At 72.2% G+C, this 17627-nt stretch carries 13 protein-coding genes; 12 read left to right on the top strand and 1 reads right to left on the bottom strand.

Translation table 11 applies throughout. The features are described from left to right. Positions 1-464 precede the first annotated feature (464 nt). The 3 genes from GWK25_RS37155 (at position 465) to GWK25_RS37145 (ending at position 6114) form a co-directional block, all read left to right on the top strand. Entirely contained in the window at positions 465-728 is a 264-nt protein-coding gene (locus GWK25_RS37155; protein WP_003975777.1) for a WhiB family transcriptional regulator, read from the top strand. A 203-nt stretch (positions 729-931) separates the two neighbouring features. After that, positions 932-4561 (top strand): glycosyltransferase family 2 protein, encoded by a 3630-nt coding sequence (locus tag GWK25_RS37150; RefSeq protein WP_215455859.1) that lies wholly within the window; start codon positions 932-934, stop codon positions 4559-4561. Beyond that, on the top strand, positions 4558-6114 hold the full coding sequence (locus GWK25_RS37145; RefSeq protein WP_215455858.1) for a DUF5719 family protein: 1557 nt from the start codon (positions 4558-4560) through the stop codon (positions 6112-6114). Before GWK25_RS37150 ends, GWK25_RS37145 begins: the two co-directional genes overlap by 4 nt. A 181-nt stretch (positions 6115-6295) precedes the next feature. Here GWK25_RS37145 and GWK25_RS37140 read toward each other — a convergent pair whose 3' ends face one another. After that, positions 6296-6751, bottom strand: coding sequence for a metallopeptidase family protein (locus tag GWK25_RS37140; RefSeq protein WP_215457857.1), 456 nt, complete (start codon positions 6749-6751; stop codon positions 6296-6298). Between the two features lie 346 nt (positions 6752-7097). On the opposite strand from GWK25_RS37140, the gene GWK25_RS37135 reads away from it, so the two are divergent. The 9 genes from GWK25_RS37135 (at position 7098) to GWK25_RS37095 (ending at position 17549) form a co-directional block, all read left to right on the top strand. Further along, positions 7098-7520: a DUF3499 domain-containing protein gene (locus GWK25_RS37135; RefSeq protein WP_086804662.1), complete on the top strand. Its 423-nt coding sequence runs from the start codon at positions 7098-7100 to the stop codon at positions 7518-7520. A gap of 267 nt (positions 7521-7787) precedes the next feature. Then, complete coding sequence (locus tag GWK25_RS37130; RefSeq protein ID WP_215455857.1) at positions 7788-9404, top strand: L-lactate permease; 1617 nt, start codon at positions 7788-7790, stop codon at positions 9402-9404. Between the two features lie 117 nt (positions 9405-9521). Next, positions 9522-10886 carry a phosphomannomutase/phosphoglucomutase gene (locus tag GWK25_RS37125; RefSeq protein ID WP_215455856.1) on the top strand — a complete coding sequence of 455 codons (1365 nt, stop codon included), beginning with the start codon at positions 9522-9524 and terminating at the stop codon, positions 10884-10886. A 231-nt stretch (positions 10887-11117) separates the two neighbouring features. Continuing rightward, on the top strand, positions 11118-11288 hold the full coding sequence (locus GWK25_RS37120) for a Trm112 family protein (RefSeq protein WP_215455855.1): 171 nt from the start codon (positions 11118-11120) through the stop codon (positions 11286-11288). Between the two features lie 109 nt (positions 11289-11397). Next, a complete protein-coding gene (locus GWK25_RS37115) occupies positions 11398-12525 on the top strand; it encodes an SIS domain-containing protein (RefSeq protein ID WP_215455854.1) in 1128 nt (375 codons plus the stop codon). A 106-nt stretch (positions 12526-12631) separates the two neighbouring features. Next, positions 12632-13783, top strand: a complete 1152-nt coding sequence (gene manA, locus GWK25_RS37110) for a mannose-6-phosphate isomerase, class I (protein WP_215455853.1) — start codon at positions 12632-12634, stop codon at positions 13781-13783. 215 nt (positions 13784-13998) lie between these two features. Then, positions 13999-14976, top strand: coding sequence for a cation diffusion facilitator family transporter (locus GWK25_RS37105; RefSeq protein ID WP_215455852.1), 978 nt, complete (start codon positions 13999-14001; stop codon positions 14974-14976). A gap of 353 nt (positions 14977-15329) precedes the next feature. Beyond that, positions 15330-16787 carry an adenosylhomocysteinase gene (gene ahcY, locus GWK25_RS37100; RefSeq protein ID WP_215455851.1) on the top strand — a complete coding sequence of 486 codons (1458 nt, stop codon included), beginning with the start codon at positions 15330-15332 and terminating at the stop codon, positions 16785-16787. A gap of 147 nt (positions 16788-16934) precedes the next feature. Next, positions 16935-17549, top strand: coding sequence for a hypothetical protein (locus tag GWK25_RS37095; RefSeq protein ID WP_215455850.1), 615 nt, complete (start codon positions 16935-16937; stop codon positions 17547-17549). Positions 17550-17627: the final 78 nt, after the last annotated feature.

Here is a 17627-nt window from a genome sequence, read left to right as displayed (position 1 = left end):
GCGGTCCGGGTCGTGGTGAGTGCCAAGTGCGCGAGCATGCCCACAAGCACAGCGGTTCACACCTCCGCTGTCAACTTCGCGTCCGGTATGTGGATGTCCGTTCACCTCTTCCGGTGCAACCGTGCGGCGAAAGGTTTGTGCTGGGGGAGTCGGGGACACATGGCGCACAACCCGGAACGAGCGAGTCGGATCGGGCCGGAACGAGATCGAACTCCTGGGCGTCTTTCCCCGTAAGGAAGGGTGATCCGGTGAGCACTCCCCTCTGCGGCCGCGCTGCTGTCAGGGTTTATGCCGATTTGAACACTTTCCGCATAGCCTTGGTTCCGCAGAGTGAATAAGGGGCTCATTAGCAGATCTCGGCTTGACTCGCCCGTAGCAGCACACTTGTAATTTCACTCGTGTCGTTCAGCCGAAATCGGTAACGGCCGCACGACGGGGACGCGAAAGACGGACGAGGGGCGCACATGACCGAGCTCGTGCAGCAACTGCTGGTCGACGACGCGGACGAGGAACTCGGCTGGCAGGAGCGCGCGCTGTGCGCCCAGACCGATCCCGAGTCCTTCTTCCCCGAGAAGGGCGGCTCGACCCGCGAGGCCAAGAAGGTCTGCCTCGCCTGCGAGGTCCGCTCCGAATGCCTCGAGTACGCGCTCGCGAACGACGAGCGGTTCGGCATCTGGGGCGGCCTGTCGGAGCGCGAGCGCCGTCGCCTCAAGAAGGCGGCGGTCTGACCCGTCCCGGAAGACCCGACCCGTCCCGGGAACAGTCGAACAGAAACAACCGAACATGTCCGGCCCGTCGCGCGTGGGTTGTCCACAGGCGGCGGGCCGCTGTGCTGCTCAGCCGTTAGTGTGGGCCCTCGTCCGAGACGTCCCGCTGTCCTCGCCGGACACAGACGTCCACCGCAGTCCACCGAACCGGGGCCCGTACCTCGATGTCCGTGCACAGCCACACCGCAGCCCACCACGACGCTGCAACGCCCGAATTCCCACGTCATGTGGTGACCGCGGTCCTCGTCGCGCACGACGGCGCGCGCTGGCTGCCCGACGCGCTCGCCGGGCTGCTCGGCCAGGAGCGTCCCGTCCAGAGCGCCATGGCGGCCGACACCGGCAGCGCGGACGACTCCGCCCAGCTCCTCTCCGACGCCCTCGGCGCGGACCGCGTCCTGCACCTCGCCCGGCGCACCGGCTTCGGCCAGGCCGTCGAGGAGGCCAACCGGACCGCGGGCGTCCTCACCCAGGACGACCTCGCCTACCTCCGCCGCCCCAGCGGCTGGGACCCGGTCACCCGCAGCTGGCGCGACGACGCGTACGACATGCCCGAGCTCCCCCACGGGGAGCCGGTCCAGTGGCTGTGGCTGCTGCACGACGACTGCGCCCCCGAACCCGATGCCCTCGCCCAGCTGCTGCGGGCCGTGGAGAACGAACGCGAGCTGGGCCGCGACGACGTCGCCGTCGTCGGCCCCAAGCTGCGCGGCTGGTACGACCGCCGTCAGCTCCTGGAGGTCGGCGTCACCATCGCCCCCTCCGGCCGCCGCTGGACCGGCCTGGACCGCCGCGAGCAGGACCAGGGCCAGCACGACCACGTCAGGCCCAGCCTCGCCGTGTCCACCGCCGGCATGCTGATCCGCCGCGACGTCTTCGAGCAGCTGGGCGGCTTCGACCGCCGACTGCCCCTCATGCGGGACGACGTCGACCTGTGCTGGCGCGCGACCGCCGCCGGACACCGTGTCCTGGTCGCCCCCGAGGCCGTCGTCCGGCACGCCGAGGCCTCCTCGCGCGAGCGCCGCACCGTCGACTGCGTGGGCCGCAGCGCCGCCTCCCCGCACATGGTCGACAAGGCGGGCGCGGTCTACACCCTCCTCGTCAACTCCCCTACGGCACAGCTCCCCTGGGTGCTGCTGCGCATCGTCCTCGGCACCCTGCTCAGGGTCGTCGCGTATCTCGTCGGCAAGGTCCCCGGACAGGCCGTCGACGAGGTCCGGGGCTTGCTGAGCGTGCTGCTGCGGCCCGAGCGGATCATCGCCGGGCGGCGCAGACGAGGCCGTTCGCAGCTGGACAAGGGCGAGCTGCGGCCGCTGTTCCCGCCGCCCGGGGCGACCGTCCGGGCCACGGTCGAACAGGCCGCCGGTGATCTGTTCGGCCGTTCCGACGCCGAGACCTCCCCGGCCGGACGGCACGGCGGCGCGATCGAGTCCGGCCCCGGCGACGACGACGCCGAGTTCCTCCAGGTCGAGCAGTTCGCCCGACTCAAGCGCGTCGCACGCGCCCCCGGCCCCGTCCTCTTCGCCCTCCTGCTGCTCGCCTCGCTGGTCGCCTGCCGTGGACTGCTCGGCGGCGGCGCGCTGGCCGGCGGCGCCCTGCTGCCAGCGCCCGCGGACTCCGCCGAGCTCTGGTCGCGCTACCTCGACGCCTGGCACCCGGTCGGCGCGGGCGACGCCGAGGCCGCTCCGCCCTATCTGGCCGTCGTGGCCCTGCTCGCCTCACTGCTCTTCGGCTCCACCGGGCTCGCGGTCACCGTGCTCCTCGTGGCCTCCGTACCGCTGGCCGGCTTCACCGCGTACTTCGCCTCCCGCCGCCTGGTCGAGTCCCGGCTGCTGCGCGCCTGGGCAGCGATCGTCTACGCCTTCCTGCCGGCCGTCACCGGCGCGCTCGCGACCGGCCGTCTGGGCACCGCCGTCCTCGCGATCCTGCTGCCCCTCATCGCCCGCGCGGGCGCCGCAGCCGCCGGGCTCACGAACAGCACGAGGGCGCGCGGCAGTTGGCGCGCCACCTGGGCGTACGCGCTGCTGTTGACGATCACCACCGCGTTCACCCCGATCGTGTGGCCCATCGCGCTGCTCCTCGGCCTCGGGCTCCTCGCCGTGCGCCGCCGCGAGATCACCGCCTACGGCCTGCGCTTCCTCGCCCAGCTGGGCACGCCGCTGCTGATCCTCGCCCCCTGGTCGCTGACGCTGCTGCCGTTCGGCTTCTTCGAGGAGGCCGGCCTGGAGTACGGCTCCGGCACGGCCTCGGCGACCGACCTGCTCGGCATCAGCCCCGGCGGACCCGGCACGGTCGGCGGCCTGACGCTCATCGGCGTCGCCCTGGCCGCCCTGGCCGCCCTGTTGCGCGCGGAACGGCAGCCGGCCATCCGGACCGCCTGGACGGCCGCCCTGGTGGCCCTCGTCCTCGCGGTCCTCTCCAACGGCTCCACCTGGGCCGGCCCCGCGACCCTCGTCTACGGCATCGCCCTCCTCGCCGCCGCCACCCTGGGCGCCGACGGGGCCCGCCACCGCGTGGCCGAGCAGAGCTTCGGCTGGCGTCAGCCGGTCGCCGTGCTCATCGCGCTCGCCGCCGCCGTCGGCCCGCTGCTGGCCGCCGCCGGCTGGGTGCTCGGCGGAGCCGGCGGCCCCCTGGAGCGCCGCGACCCCGTCCAGGTGCCCGCGTTCGTCGCCGAGGAGAGCGGCACCCGCGACCAGGCCCGCACCCTGGTCCTCGACAGCGACTCCACCGCCGAGGTCGGCTACACCCTGGTCCGCGGTTCCGGCGTCCGTCTCGGCGACGCCGAACTCACCGCCGGCGCCGGGGAGAACGAGCAGCTCGGCAAGGTCGTCGCCAACCTCGTGGCGGGCTCCGGCGCCGACCAGACCGACGAACTCGGCGGCTTCGCCGTGCGCTACGTCCTGGTACGGCCGGGCGCGCCCCGCGAGGTCAGCCGCGTCCTGGACGCCACGCCCGGTCTGAGCAGGCTCAGCCAGCAGGACGGCAGCGCCCTGTGGCGGGTGGACCGCCAGGTCGCGCGCGTCACGATCGAGGCCTCCTCCGGCGCCCCCCGGGCCGTCGCCGCCGGCCCCGTCGAGGTGCACACCACCATTCCGGCCGGCGGCTCGGGCCGGGTCCTGCGTCTCGCCGACACCGCCGACGAGTCCTGGACGGCCACCCTCGACGGCAGGCCCCTCACCCCGACCACGGTCGACGGCTGGGCCCAGGGCTTTCAACTGCCCGTCGACGGCGGCAGGCTGGACGTCACCTTCGACGCGCCGGTGACCCACACCGGCTGGCTGTGGACCCAGGGCTCGCTCGCCGTCGTCCTCGTGGTCCTCGCCCTGCCGGGCCGTCGCCGGGACGTCGACGACGACCTCCCCGACGAGCCCGTCGCCGTGCCCGCCCAGGACCTCACCGGTGACGGCCGACGCGCCCGCCGACTGCGCGCCCAGGCGGAGGCGGAGGCCGAACAGTCCACCGACGCGGGCTTCCCGCCCCCCGCGGAGGAGGTACCGGCCGGGGACCCCGTCCCGCAGCAGCAGCCGTACGGGGAGTGGGCGACCGCGGACCAGGCGGGCGCCGAGTACGGCCACTACGACCAGGCCTACCAGAGTGGACAGCAGTACCCGGCGGGCACCTACGACCAGCAGCACTACCAGGCCGACCCCTACCAGGGCGCCCAGTACGACCCGTACGCCACCTACGGCAACCACACGGCCTCGTACGACCAGACGTACGCCCAGGGCTACGACGCGACGTACGACCCGTCGCACCGCACCGGCGCCGACACCGAGCGCCCCGACGGGAGCCAGCAGTGAACCGCCAGACCCTGTCCCTGATCGCCGGCGCGACCGCCCTCGCCGCCGTCACCGGCTTCGCCACGCTCTCCGCGCCCGACGCCTCCGGCGGCGACACGACCGCGAAGGCGGCCGCCCAGCTGCCCGTGCAGCGCACGAGCCTGCTCTGCCCCCAGCCCAGCACCTCCGACGTCGCGGAGACGGCGTACACCGCCTTCACCCCCGTCACCGAGGGCACCGGTGAAGAGGGCGGTGCCGAACTCGTCGCGGCGGGCGGGGAAGCGACAGCCCCTGACAAGAGCGGCGACGCCGAGCAGGACGACAAGGACGACAAGGGCGACAAGGACGACAAGGGCGGCGACAGCGGCAAGGGCAAGGCCGCCAAGCCGGTCATCGAGGTCAAGGAGCCCGGCAAGCCCGTCGCCGACAGCACCGACGGCGGTGACTCGCCCGCGCTGATCGGCACCGCCGAGGGGAAGTTCGCGCCCGGCTGGACGGTCCAGGAGACCACCGAGGTCGCCGCCGGCACCGGCCGCGGTCTGCTCGGCGTCAACTGCGCCGCCCCTGACACGGAGTTCTGGTTCCCGGGAGCGAGCACGGCCGCCGGCCGCACCGACTACGTCCACCTCGTCAACCCGGACGACTCGGCGGCCGTCGTCGACATCGAGCTCTTCGGCAAGGACGGCGCCCTGAAGTCGACGGTCGGCGACGGCATCACGGTGCAGCCCAGCTCCGACGAGCCGGTCCTGCTGTCGACGCTCGCCACCGCGAAGGAGGCCGACCTCACGGTCCACGTCAACGTCCGCAGCGGCCGGGTCGCCGCCGCGGTCCAGGCCCTCGACGACAAGCAGGGCGGCGACTGGCTGTCCGCCGCGGCCGACCCGGCCGGCAGCCTCGTCTTCCCCGGCATCCCGAAGGACGCCGCCTCCGTGACCCTGGTCGCCTTCACCCCCGGCGAGACCGACGCCGACCTGAAGCTCCGCCTCACCTCGCCCAACGGCCCGATCACCCCGGCCGGCAACGAGACGCTGCACGTCAAGGGCGGCATGACCGCCACCGCCGACCTGGGCGACATCACACGCGGCGAGCCCGGGTCCCTCGTCCTCACCCCCACCGGCGACTCGGTCCCGGTGGTGGCCGCGCTGCGGGTCGTCCGGGGCAAGGGCGCGAGCCAGGAGACGGCCTTCATCCCGGCGACCCGCGCGGTCGGGGCGCGCGCCACGGTCACGGACAACCGCGCCAAGGGCACGACCCTGGCGCTCACCGCGCCCACCGCCGCGGCCAAGGTCAAGATCACGGCCTCTGCGGGCAGCGGAGGTGGTGAGGCCACGACGAAGAGCTTCACGATCAAGGCCGGCACCACCCAGAACGTGGAGATGCCCGCCCCGAACGGCCTCAAGGGCGCCTACGCGCTCACCGTGGAGTCGACGTCAGGCGCCCCCGTCTACGCCTCCCGCACCCTGGAATCCAAGTTCGACGGCATCCCCGCCTTCACCATCCAGACCCTCCCGAACGACCGAGGAACGGTAGCGGTCCCGAAGGCCCACCAGGACCTGTCGATCATGCAGCGCTAGAGAGGGCCGGGGCTCGCCTGACAACTGAACGCTTCAGCCCCCGCTTTTCAGGGGCGTGGGGAACTGCGCGACCAGCCCCGGACGGACGTGCGGGGGTCGAAGGGGCGCAGCCCCTTGCGAGGATGGGACGGGTAGGGGCGGCAGGGGCGAAATCCCTCCGGGGCGAATCCCCACCCCCGGGTCAGTCCTCCCCGTACCGAGGATCCACAGTCTCCGGATTCAGCCCCAACAACTCGGCCACCTGTTCCACCACGACCTCATGCACCAGCGCGGCCCGCTCCTCGCGCCCCTTGGTACGAATCTCCACCGGCCGCCGATACACGACCACACGGGCCGGCCGCCCCTCCCGCGCCCCCACGATCCCCCCGAGCGGCACCGCCTCGTCGTTCCACGCCCCGTCCGACGGCCCGTCGAGCCGCGGCACCTCCAGCACGAGGAAGTCGACGTCGGCCAGCTGCGGCCACCGCCGCTCCAGCCGCTCCACGGAGTCCTGCACGAGATCGGCGAAGACGTCCGCGCGGCTCGCCGCGAGCGGCACCTGCGGCGGCGCGATCGGCCCGCGCATCCCCCTGCCGTGCCGATCACGGCGGCGGGGCCCGGGTGCGGAGGCGGCGCGGGGCGGTACGAGGTCGTCCATCACCTGTGAAGCGTAGTCCCCGGACGGTCCGCCCGTCCGGCTCCACACTCCCGGCCACGCCTCCGGACCCACACCGCTGACCTGGCACGTCCAACCGGCGCGCCGTACGGCGACACATCGGCGCGCCGCTGGGCATGTCGCGGGATGACCATTCCAGCCAAGGTTGGGCTCGTTTCCGTATCTCCACGAGACCGGCGAACTCGCGCCAATTGGACTGGTTTGTACAGGAAATTGATCGCGTTCGGCGTCGTTCGGCACTCCGGACGCGGGGTTACTCGCAGGTCAACGCCGTGGGTTCGGAGGGGTGTGTGGGGCGTTTCACAGCACGACACGGGGGAGTGACCTGGTGCAGAGTCGTCGCGGCCCGCTCAAGAGTGCGGTACCGTCCAACGTCGTGAGCCCTGTACGTCGCTGTTCGCGCACCGCTTGCGGCCGCCCCGCCGTCGCGACGCTGACGTACGTCTACGCCGACTCGACCGCGGTCCTCGGCCCCCTCGCCACCTACGCCGAACCCCACTGCTACGACCTGTGCGCCGAGCACTCCGAGCGCCTCACCGCGCCGCGCGGCTGGGAGGTCGTACGGCTGCTGGACGCCTCGGCCCCCGCGCGCCCCAGCGGTGACGACCTGGAGGCCCTCGCCAACGCCGTGCGCGAGGCGGCCCGCCCGCAGCAGCGCGCGGCCGAGGCCGGTGGCGGCGCCCGCACGGCCGACCCGATGGAGGTCGCCCGCCGCGGCCACCTCCGGGTGCTGCGCTCACCGGACAACTGAGCACGCGCTCTCCGACGGCGAACTGAAGCCCCGCGAGGGCTCGTTGCCGTGAGCCCGTGAGCCCGTGAGCCCGTGAGCCCGTGAGCCCGTGAGTCCGCGAATCGGCGAATCCATCCCACCGCCCTCCATCCCGTCGTGGCTGTTTCCGATCGCGCCGTTCCGCTCCGTGGCGCGCACCCGTTGACGTCGTGTCGGTGCGGACGCGATCATTCCGGGTGCCCGTGCCGTGAGAAGCCGCTTCCGCATCGCGGAATCCGGGGAGGCTCCGTGTACGTCCAGCAACTGGAACCCGTGGCCGGTTCACTCGGCCTGTCCGCCCTCGTCGCGACCCTGCCTCTCGCCACCGTCCTGGTCCTGCTCGGCGGTCTGCGACTGAAAGCCCATCTGGCAGGCCTCATCGGCCTCCTGACGGCCCTTCTGGTCGCCTGGCTCGCCTTCCGCATGCCGCTCGCCCAGACGCTCTCCAGCGCCGCCCAGGGGGCCGCTTTCGGCCTCTTCCCGATCATGTGGATCGTCGTCAACGCCCTGTGGGTGTACCGGATGACCGTCCACACCCGGCACTTCGACATCCTGCGCCGCTCCTTCGGACGACTCTCCGACGACCCGCGCATCCAGGCGCTCGTCGTCGCGTTCTGCTTCGGCGCGCTCCTGGAAGCCCTCGCCGGCTTCGGCGCGCCGGTCGCCATCTGCTCCGTCATGCTCGTCGCGCTCGGCTTCGAACCGGTGAAGGCCGCCGTGGTCGCCCTGGTCGCCAACACCGCGCCCGTCGCCTTCGGCGCCATGGGCACCCCGGTCGTCACCCTCGCCCAGGTCACCGAACTGCCCCTGGACACCGTCGCGTCCGTGGTCGGCCGCCAGACACCGCTGCTCGCCCTCGTGGTGCCCCTGGTCCTGGTCTGGCTCGTCGACGGGCGGCGCGGGCTGCGCGAGACCTGGGCACCCGCCCTCGCGTGCGGACTCGCCTTCGCCGTCGCCCAGTTCATCGCCTCCAACTACGTCTCCGCGCAACTCGCCGACATCGGGGCCGCCTTGCTGGGGGCGGCCGCCCTCGTCGCCGTACCGCGGGCCCGTCGGCCCGCCGCCGAGCCCGTGCGCGCCGCCGTCCTGACCGGCGTACGCAGCCACGACCTCGACGAGCGGGACTCCCGGCGCGAAGTCCTGCGCGCCTACGCCCCGTACGCGCTGATCGTCGTGATCTTCTCCGTCGCCCAGATCCCGGCGGTGAAGAACTGGCTGGCCGGGGCGACACGGACGTACGACTGGCCCTTCCTGAACGTCACGGACCCCGCCGGCGACCCCGTCGGGGGCAACGTCTTCACCTGGCCGATCGTGTCCACCGGCGGCACGCTGGTGCTGCTCGCCGGTGTGTGCACGGCCGTCGTCCTGGGTGTCCACGCGCGCGTGGCGGTCAGGGAGTGGGCCGCGACGGTCCACGAACTGCGGTTCGCGATCCTCACCGTGACGTCCGTGCTCGCCCTCGCCTACGTCATGAACCTCTCCGGACAGGCGGCCACCATCGGCCACTTCGTGGCGGCGGCCGGCGCGGGCCTCGCCTTCCTGTCGCCCGTCCTAGGCTGGTTCGGCGTCGCGGTCACCGGCTCGGACACCTCCGCCAACGCCCTGTTCGGCGCCCTCCAGGTGAGCGCGGCCCGCGAGTCGGGCCTGTCGCCGGAACTGCTCGCCGCCGCCAACAGCTCCGGCGGGGTCCTCGGCAAGATGATCTCCCCGCAGAACCTCACCATCGCCTGCGCCGCCGTCGGCCTCGCCGCGCGCGAGGGCGACCTGCTGCGCAAGGTGCTGCCATGGAGCCTCGGGCTGTTGCTGGTGATGTGCCTGATCGTGGTGGGGCAGAGCACGCCCGTACTGGAATGGATGCTTCCCTGAGGGGCCTCCAGCCGCACCGGCGCCCTCCCGGGCGGCCACTCGGAGGTAGCACCGTCGGCTGTCGGTGCGCCCGGGTAGTTTGGGGTGATCCGGTGGGGACTTCAGGAGGGTGTGGCCGTGGCGGCTGATCTGTCGACGATCGTGAAGGCGTACGACGTACGCGGGGTGGTCCCGGACCAGTGGGACGAGCCCCTGGCCGAACTCTTCGGCGCGGCCTTCGCCCAGGTGACCGGCGCGGACGCCGTCGTGATCGGCCACGACATGCGGCCCTCCTCGCCCGGCCTGTCCCGAGCCTTCGCACGCGGCGCGGCGGCGCTCGGCGTGGACGTCACCGAGATCGGCCTCTGCTCCACGGACCAGCTCTACTACGCGTCCGGCGCGCTGAACCTGCCCGGCGCGATGTTCACCGCCTCCCACAACCCCGCCCAGTACAACGGCATCAAGATGTGCCGCGCCGGAGCCGCCCCCGTCGGCCAGGACACAGGTCTCGCCGAGATCCGCGAGCTGGTCGAGGCCTGGAGCGAGTCGGGAGCCCCGGCCCCGGCCGCCACACCGGGGACGATCACCCACCGGGACACGTTGGAGGACTACGCGGCGCACCTGCGCGGCCTCGTCGACCTCACCTCCGTCCGCCCCCTGAAGGTCGTCGTCGACGCGGGCAACGGCATGGGCGGCCACACCGTCCCCACGGTCTTCGCGGGCCTGCCGCTGGACCTGGTCCCGATGTACTTCGAGCTGGACGGCACGTTCCCGAACCACGAGGCCAACCCCCTCGACCCGGCGAACATCGTCGACCTCCAGAAGCGCGTCCGCGAGGAGGGCGCCGACCTCGGCATCGCCTTCGACGGCGACGCCGACCGCTGCTTCGTGGTCGACGAGCGGGGCGACGCCGTCTCGCCCTCCGCGATCACCGCCCTGGTCGCCTCCCGCGAACTCGCCAGGCACGGCGGCAAGGGCACGGTCATCCACAACCTGATCACCTCCTGGTCCGTCCCGGAGGTTGTGCGCGAGAACGGCGGTACGCCGGTGCGCACCCGAGTCGGCCACTCCTTCATCAAGGCCGAGATGGCCAGATCCGGCGCCATCTTCGGCGGCGAGCACTCCGCCCACTACTACTTCGCGGACTTCTGGAACGCCGACACGGGCATGCTGGCCGCCCTCCACGTCCTCGCCGCCCTCGGCAGCCAGGACGGCCCCCTCTCCGGCCTCCTCGCCGAGTACGACCGCTACGCCGGCTCCGGCGAGATCAACTCCACGGTCGCCGACCAGTCGGGCCGCCTGGCCGCGATCCGCTCCGCCTACGGCAACCGCGAGGACATCACCCTCGACGACCTCGACGGCCTCACGGTCTCCGCGACCGACTGGTGGTTCAACGTCCGCCCCTCCAACACGGAACCCCTCCTGCGACTGAACGCGGAGGCGAGGGACGAGGCGACGATGGCAAGGGTGAGGGACGAGGTCCTGGCGATCATCAGGTCCTGATCTGGAAGAGCACCGGGCGCAGCCCCTGCTTTTCCAGGGGCGCGGGAAACTGCGCGAGAAGCCCCACCGGGCGGACGTGTGGGGGCCAACGGGGCGCAGCCCCTTGAGGCGGGACGGGTGAGGGCGGCGCGGGCGCAAACGGCACCGGCCCCCAACCCCGGCGCCAACCCTCGCACGGCGGTACTCTGACCAGGCCGCACCGCACGAACTTGCCCCCGAAGGGACCCCGACATGCCGCTCGAAGCCGGCCTCCTGGAGATCCTCGCCTGCCCGGCGTGCCACGCCCCCCTCACGGAGGAGGACACCGAGCTGACCTGCACGAGCCAGACCTGCGGCCTCGCCTACCCGATCCGGGACGGCATCCCCGTACTCCTCGTCGACGAGGCCCGCCGCCCCGCGTGACCCGCAGGTCCCGCGCGATCACGCTCCCGTGCGAGGCGTAACCCCGCACGAGCCGGGAAACCCGGCGAAGAGGCGTATCAGAGCACCCGGCCATCGGAGGCTGCCGCCCATGCTCGACGAATCGCTGCTAGACACCCCCGACGCCCTGTCGGAGGCGGACCGCCGCGACCTGCTCCGCGGCGCCGCCGAGGCGGGCGCCAGGGTCCGCACGGCCATCCGGCTCGGCACCGAGGCCGGCATCCCCGACCTGAAACCCGACGGCAGGCCCCGCGCCCTCCTGATGGCGGGCCCCGGCATGGCCTCCGCGGGCGTCGCCGACCTGCTCGGCGCCCTCGCCGGATCCAGCTGCCTCATCACCCGCCTGCACCCCACCGGCGTGGCCCCCGCGGCGGGTGCCCTCCGCTGGGAGCTCCCGGGCTGGGCGGGCTCGGTCGACCTCCTCATGGTCGCCACCGCCGACGGCGCCGAACCCGGCCTGTCGCTCCTGATCGACCAGGCCTACCGGCGCGGCTGCACGGTCGTGGCCGTCGCCCCGCCCCGTACCCCGGTCGCCGAGGCCGTGGAAGGCGCCCACGGACTCTTCGTACCGATGGCGACCGGCCCGTACGAGCAGGAAGTACCCCTCGGCGCCGCCGCCCCCGGCGTGCTGTGGGCGCTGCTCACCCCGATGCTCGCGCTGCTGGACCGCACCGGCCTGGTCGCCGCCGCTCCGGACGCCCTGCAGAAGGTCGCCGACCGCCTCGACCACGTCGCCGAGCGCTGCGGCCCCGCCATCGCCACCTACAGCAACCCGGCCAAGACACTCGCCGCCGAGCTGGCCGACGCCCTCCCGGTGATCTGGACCGAGGGCCAGGCCGCAGGCCCCGTGGGCCGCCGTTTCGCCTCCGCGCTCGCCGAACTGGCGGGGCGCCCGGCCCTCGCCGCACAACTGCCGGAGGCGCTCGCCTCGCACACCGTGCTGCTGTCCGGTCCGCTCGCCGCGAGCGCCGACCCCGACGACTTCTTCCGCGACCGCGTCGAGGAGACGCCCGCCCTCCACGCGCGCGTGGTGCTCCTGCGCGACCGCCCCACCGGTGGCCTCAGCGCCGTCCCGGCCGCCCGCGAGCTGGCCCTCGGCCACGACACCGCGATCAGCGAGCTGGAACCCGAGGATGGCAGCGACCTGGAGACCCTCGCGGAGATGATCGCCATCACCGATTTCGCCGCCGTTTACCTGTCGCTCGCTTCCGGGGTCTGATCCTCGCGGACGCTTCCGGAGCCCGACCCACGCGGAGCCCGATCCCGACCGGGTCCGACCTCGACCGGGGCCCGGCCGGCTCCCCACGTACGGAGAAACACACACCATGGACCGCCTCGACAACACCGTCCGCCCCTACGCCTGGGGTTCGACCACCGCCATCCCGGAGCTCCTCGGAGTGGCCCCCACCGGCGAGCCGCAGGCGGAGATGTGGATGGGAGCCCACCCCGGCGCACCCTCGCGCACCGGGCGCGGCCCCCTCACCCAGGTGATCGACGAGGCACCGGAACGCGAGCTGGGCACCCGGACCGTCGAGAAGTTCGGCCCCCGCCTCCCCTTCCTCCTGAAGCTCCTCGCCGCCGGCGCGCCCCTCTCCCTCCAGGTCCATCCCGACCTCGAACAGGCCAGGGAGGGGTACGAGGACGAGCAGCGGCGCGGCATCCCCATCGACGCGGGCCACCGCAACTACAAGGACGCCAACCACAAGCCGGAACTGATCTGCGCCCTCACGGAGTTCGACGGCCTGTGCGGCTTCCGCGAACCGCTGCGGGCCGCCGAGCTGCTGGCCGCCCTCGACGTCGACTCCCTCAAGCCGTACGTCGACCTCCTGCACGCCCACCCCGAAGAGGCGGCGCTGCGCGAGGTGTTGACCGCCGTTCTGGGCGCCGACCCCGAGGAGATGGCCCACACCGTCACCGAGGCCGCGGCCGCCTGCGCCCGCCTCGGCGGCGCCCACGCCCCCTACGCCGACATCGCCCACCACTACCCGGGCGACCCCGGCATCATCGCCGCCATGCTCCTCAACCACGTACGCCTGCAGCCCGGCGAGGCCCTGTTCCTGGGCGCCGGGATCCCGCACGCGTACCTGAACGGCCTCGGCGTCGAGATCATGGCCAACTCCGACAACGTGCTGCGCTGCGGCCTCACCCCCAAGCACGTCGACGTCCCCGAACTCCTGCGCATCGTCCGCTTCGAGGCGACCGACCCGGGCGTGCTGCGCCCGGAGGCGTCCCCCGACGGCGAAGAGGTCTACGAGACGCCCATCGACGAGTTCCGCCTCTCCCGCTTCGTCCTACCCGAGGCCACCGCCCCGCACGACCTCACCCGCGCCACCCCGCAGATCTTTCTCTGCACCGCCGGTTCGGTCCGCGCGGGCGAACATACGCTCGCCCCCGGCGAGTCCGTCTTCGTACCGGCGGACGAGAAGGCCGAGGTGTCCGGCCCTGGCACGCTGTTCCGCGCGACCGTGATCGCGTGACGGCCTGACGTACCCCCGATCCACGCCACCTTCCGATCCACGCCCCCTTCCGGTCCGCGTTCCCTCCCGATCCACGACCCGACGCACCGACACCGGGCCGGGCTGCAACAATGCCCCCTGCAAAAGGCGGGCAAAGCCCGGCCGGTGACGGACCGAAGCGTGGGTACCCATCCCACGCACAGACGTATGCGTAGGCGAAGGGACACCTCGGACACATGAGCGCGTCAGGCGGCACCAAGGCGATCGTGGCGGCACTCGCCGCCAACCTCGCGATCGCGGTAGCGAAGTTCGTGGCGTTCCTCTTCAGCCACTCGTCGTCGATGCTCGCCGAGTCCGTGCACTCGCTGGCCGACTCGGGCAACCAGGCCCTGCTGCTCCTCGGCGGCAAGAAGGCCAAACGCGAGGCGACCGCCGAACACCCCTTCGGCTACGGCCGTGAGCGCTACATCTACGCCTTCCTCGTCTCCATCGTCCTCTTCTCCGTCGGCGGCATGTTCGCCCTCTACGAGGGCTACGAGAAGATCAAGCACCCGCACGAGATCGAGGCCTGGTACTGGCCGGTCGGCGTCCTCGTCTTCGCGATCATCGCCGAGACCTTCTCCTTCCGGACCGCCATCAAGGAGTCCAACGTCCTGCGGGGCAAGAAGTCCTGGACCGAGTTCGTCCGCCACGCCAAGGCCCCCGAGCTGCCGGTCGTCCTCCTGGAGGACCTCGGTGCCCTCGTCGGCCTGATCCTCGCCCTCGGCGGCGTCGGCCTCGCCCTGATCACCGGTGACGGCGTCTGGGACGGCATCGGCACCCTCTGCATCGGCGTCCTGCTCATCCTGATCGCGATCGTCCTCGCCGCCGAGACCAAGTCCCTCCTCCTCGGCGAGTCCGCCGGCGCCGAGAACGTGGAGAAGATCGCGAAGGCCGTCGTCGACGGTGACACCGTCACCCGCGTCATCCACATGCGCACCCTCCACCTCGGCCCCGAAGAGCTCCTCGTCGCCGCCAAGATCGCCGTCCAGCACGACGACACGGCCACCGAGGTCGCGAACGCCATCAACGCGGCCGAGGCCCGCATCCGCGAGGCCGTCCCGATCGCCCGCGTCATCTACCTGGAGCCCGACATCTACAGCGAGGCCGAAGCCGCCCGGGGCGCCGACCCCGAAGCCGCCCCTGGCGGCCCGACCGCTCCCGCCGAGCACTGACCCACCGGCCCTTTCGGGCCGCTCCACCAGGCGCCGAACACAGGGGCCCGTCGCACGAACGACCGCGACGGGCCCCTGCCCGTTCCCCGCCGGACCGCTCTCTTCGGCTCGATCTGTTCGCAGGCGGACTGGGGCAGGCCGAGCCAACCGGTGTAGCTTGGGACGGAGCCAGACGTCGCTGCTGATGGCGGTCGGGCGGTCCCACCGCGGACCGACCGAGGGAGAGAGGGCCTCCGACGGACTGCGCTGCGCGCACGCGGGCATGCCCGTGTCTCCTTCGGGGCACCCCTGTGTCCGCCGCCGCGCAGACCAGCCCTACCCACCCTCGACCCGACACCGAGGAGCAGTTCGCAATGACGACTGTCGACAACCGGCAGGACTTCAAGGTCGCCGACATCTCCCTGGCCGCCTTCGGCCGCAAGGAGATCACCCTCGCCGAGCACGAGATGCCCGGTCTGATGGCGATCCGCAAGGAGTACGCCGAGTCCCAGCCGCTGGCCGGCGCCCGAGTCACCGGCTCCCTGCACATGACCGTGCAGACCGCTGTTCTCATCGAGACCCTGGTCGCCCTCGGCGCCCGGGTCCGCTGGGCCTCCTGCAACATCTTCTCCACCCAGGACCACGCCGCCGCCGCGATCGCGGTCGGCCCGAACGGCACGGTGGACAACCCGCAGGGCGTCCCGGTCTTCGCCTGGAAGGGTGAGACGCTGGAGGAGTACTGGTGGTGCACCGAGCAGGCGCTGACCTGGCCGGACAGCCCCACCGGCGGCCCGAACATGATCCTCGACGACGGCGGTGACGCCACCCTCCTGGTGCACAAGGGTGTCGAGTACGAGAAGGCCGGCGAGGTCCCGGCGGTCGACACCGCCGAGAACGAGGAGCACCGCGTCATCCTCGAACTCCTCAACCGCACCATCACCGAGGGCTCCCAGAAGTGGACCCAGCTCGCCTCGGAGATCCGCGGCGTGACCGAGGAGACCACCACCGGCGTCCACCGCCTGTACGAGATGCAGCGCGACGGCGTCCTGCTCTTCCCGGCGATCAACGTGAACGACGCCGTCACCAAGTCGAAGTTCGACAACAAGTACGGCTGCCGCCACTCCCTGATCGACGGCATCAACCGTGCCACCGACGTCCTCATCGGCGGCAAGACGGCCGTGGTCTGCGGCTACGGCGACGTCGGCAAGGGCTGCGCGGAGTCCCTGCGCGGTCAGGGCGCCCGTGTCATCGTCACCGAGATCGACCCGATCTGCGCCCTGCAGGCGGCGATGGACGGCTACCAGGTCACGACCCTCGACGAGGTCGTCGACAAGGCCGACATCTTCATCACCACGACCGGCAACAAGGACATCATCATGGCCTCGGACATGGCCAAGATGAAGCACCAGGCCATCGTCGGCAACATCGGCCACTTCGACAACGAGATCGACATGGCCGGCCTGGCCAAGATCCCCGGCATCGTCAAGGACGAGGTCAAGCCGCAGGTGCACACCTGGACGTTCCCCGACGGCAAGGTGCTCATCGTGCTGTCCGAGGGCCGCCTGCTGAACCTGGGCAACGCCACCGGCCACCCGTCGTTCGTGATGTCCAACTCGTTCGCGGACCAGACGCTGGCCCAGATCGAGCTCTTCACCAAGCAGTCCGAGTACCCGATCGGCGTGTACACGCTGCCCAAGCACCTCGACGAGAAGGTCGCCCGCCTCCACCTCGACTCGCTCGGCGTGAAGCTCACGACCCTCCGACCGGAGCAGGCCGCGTACATCGGCGTCGAGGTCGAGGGCCCGTACAAGCCGGACCACTACCGCTACTGATCCGCCCGGCGGTGGGTGCGTCGCACCTCGACGCACCCACCCAGGCAGAAGCACCCAGGCAGGCCCCCGCACCCCCGTGCCGGGGGCCTGCCCGTTCGGTGCCTCAGTCCCGTCGGCCGGACCCGCCCGTCAAGACCCAGGACCCCCATGCCCCGCGGCCGGTATTCGCTCCATGACCCGCACGACCACACCCTCCTCGCCGAAGAACACTTCCACTGCGCGCCCGGCCCCTCCGGCTGGCGCTACGTCTCCCAACTGACCGCCCCCTCCGGCGACCACGCCGGCTCCGTCGACCTGGCCATCGACGAACTCGGCCGCCCCATCCGCCTCGAACTCCACGCCGCGAGCTGGCAGGTCCGCGGCGCCGCCCTCGACGGCGTCACCTGGGTCCGCACCGACCCCACCGGCACGGAGGCCACCGAAGGCAATGTCCGTGCCCACGCCTTCACCGGCACCTCCCCGGCGTTCCTGATCGCCACTGCCCGCCTGCTGCGCCTCACCCCCTCCGCCCCGGCCACCCGCGTACGCCTCGTCGCCTTCACCGACCCGGTCCTGGCACCGCGCACCCTCGACCAGTCCTGGGCCTTGATCGAAAGACAAGCACACGCCACTGACAACGGCCCCCTGATGGTGGACGAATACCAGGTCACAGCCCTGGACACAGGCGAGAGGCACACCGTTCACCTGGCTGGCGACGTCGTCCTGGCAGCACCCGGAATCGAGCTGGAGCACCTGGAGACACCGCCGTCCACGTTCGACTGAAGTGCACGGTCCGCCCCGCGTCGCCGGTGAGCGACCGACGGACCGCCCGACGCTGTGTCGGCGCCCCACGGCCGGATC

Origin of the sequence: Streptomyces sp. ATCC 21386 (assembly GCF_018728545.1) — a bacterium.
Taxonomy (GTDB): domain Bacteria; phylum Actinomycetota; class Actinomycetes; order Streptomycetales; family Streptomycetaceae; genus Streptomyces.
This window is presented reverse-complemented; position numbering and strand designations above follow the sequence as displayed.

Bases quoted from the DNA above. Each gene is read 5' to 3' on its own strand.
- GWK25_RS37155 (WP_003975777.1), top strand. From the start codon at position 465: ATGACCGAGCTCGTGCAGCAACTGCTGGTCGACGACGCGGACGAGGAA.
- GWK25_RS37150 (WP_215455859.1), top strand. From the start codon at position 932: ATGTCCGTGCACAGCCACACCGCAGCCCACCACGACGCTGCAACGCCC.
- GWK25_RS37140 (WP_215457857.1), bottom strand. From the start codon at position 6,751: ATGGACGACCTCGTACCGCCCCGCGCCGCCTCCGCACCCGGGCCCCGC.
- GWK25_RS37120 (WP_215455855.1), top strand. From the start codon at position 11,118: ATGCCGCTCGAAGCCGGCCTCCTGGAGATCCTCGCCTGCCCGGCGTGC.
- GWK25_RS37115 (WP_215455854.1), top strand. From the start codon at position 11,398: ATGCTCGACGAATCGCTGCTAGACACCCCCGACGCCCTGTCGGAGGCG.
- manA (WP_215455853.1), top strand. From the start codon at position 12,632: ATGGACCGCCTCGACAACACCGTCCGCCCCTACGCCTGGGGTTCGACC.
- GWK25_RS37105 (WP_215455852.1), top strand. From the start codon at position 13,999: ATGAGCGCGTCAGGCGGCACCAAGGCGATCGTGGCGGCACTCGCCGCC.
- ahcY (WP_215455851.1), top strand. From the start codon at position 15,330: ATGACGACTGTCGACAACCGGCAGGACTTCAAGGTCGCCGACATCTCC.
- GWK25_RS37095 (WP_215455850.1), top strand. From the start codon at position 16,935: ATGCCCCGCGGCCGGTATTCGCTCCATGACCCGCACGACCACACCCTC.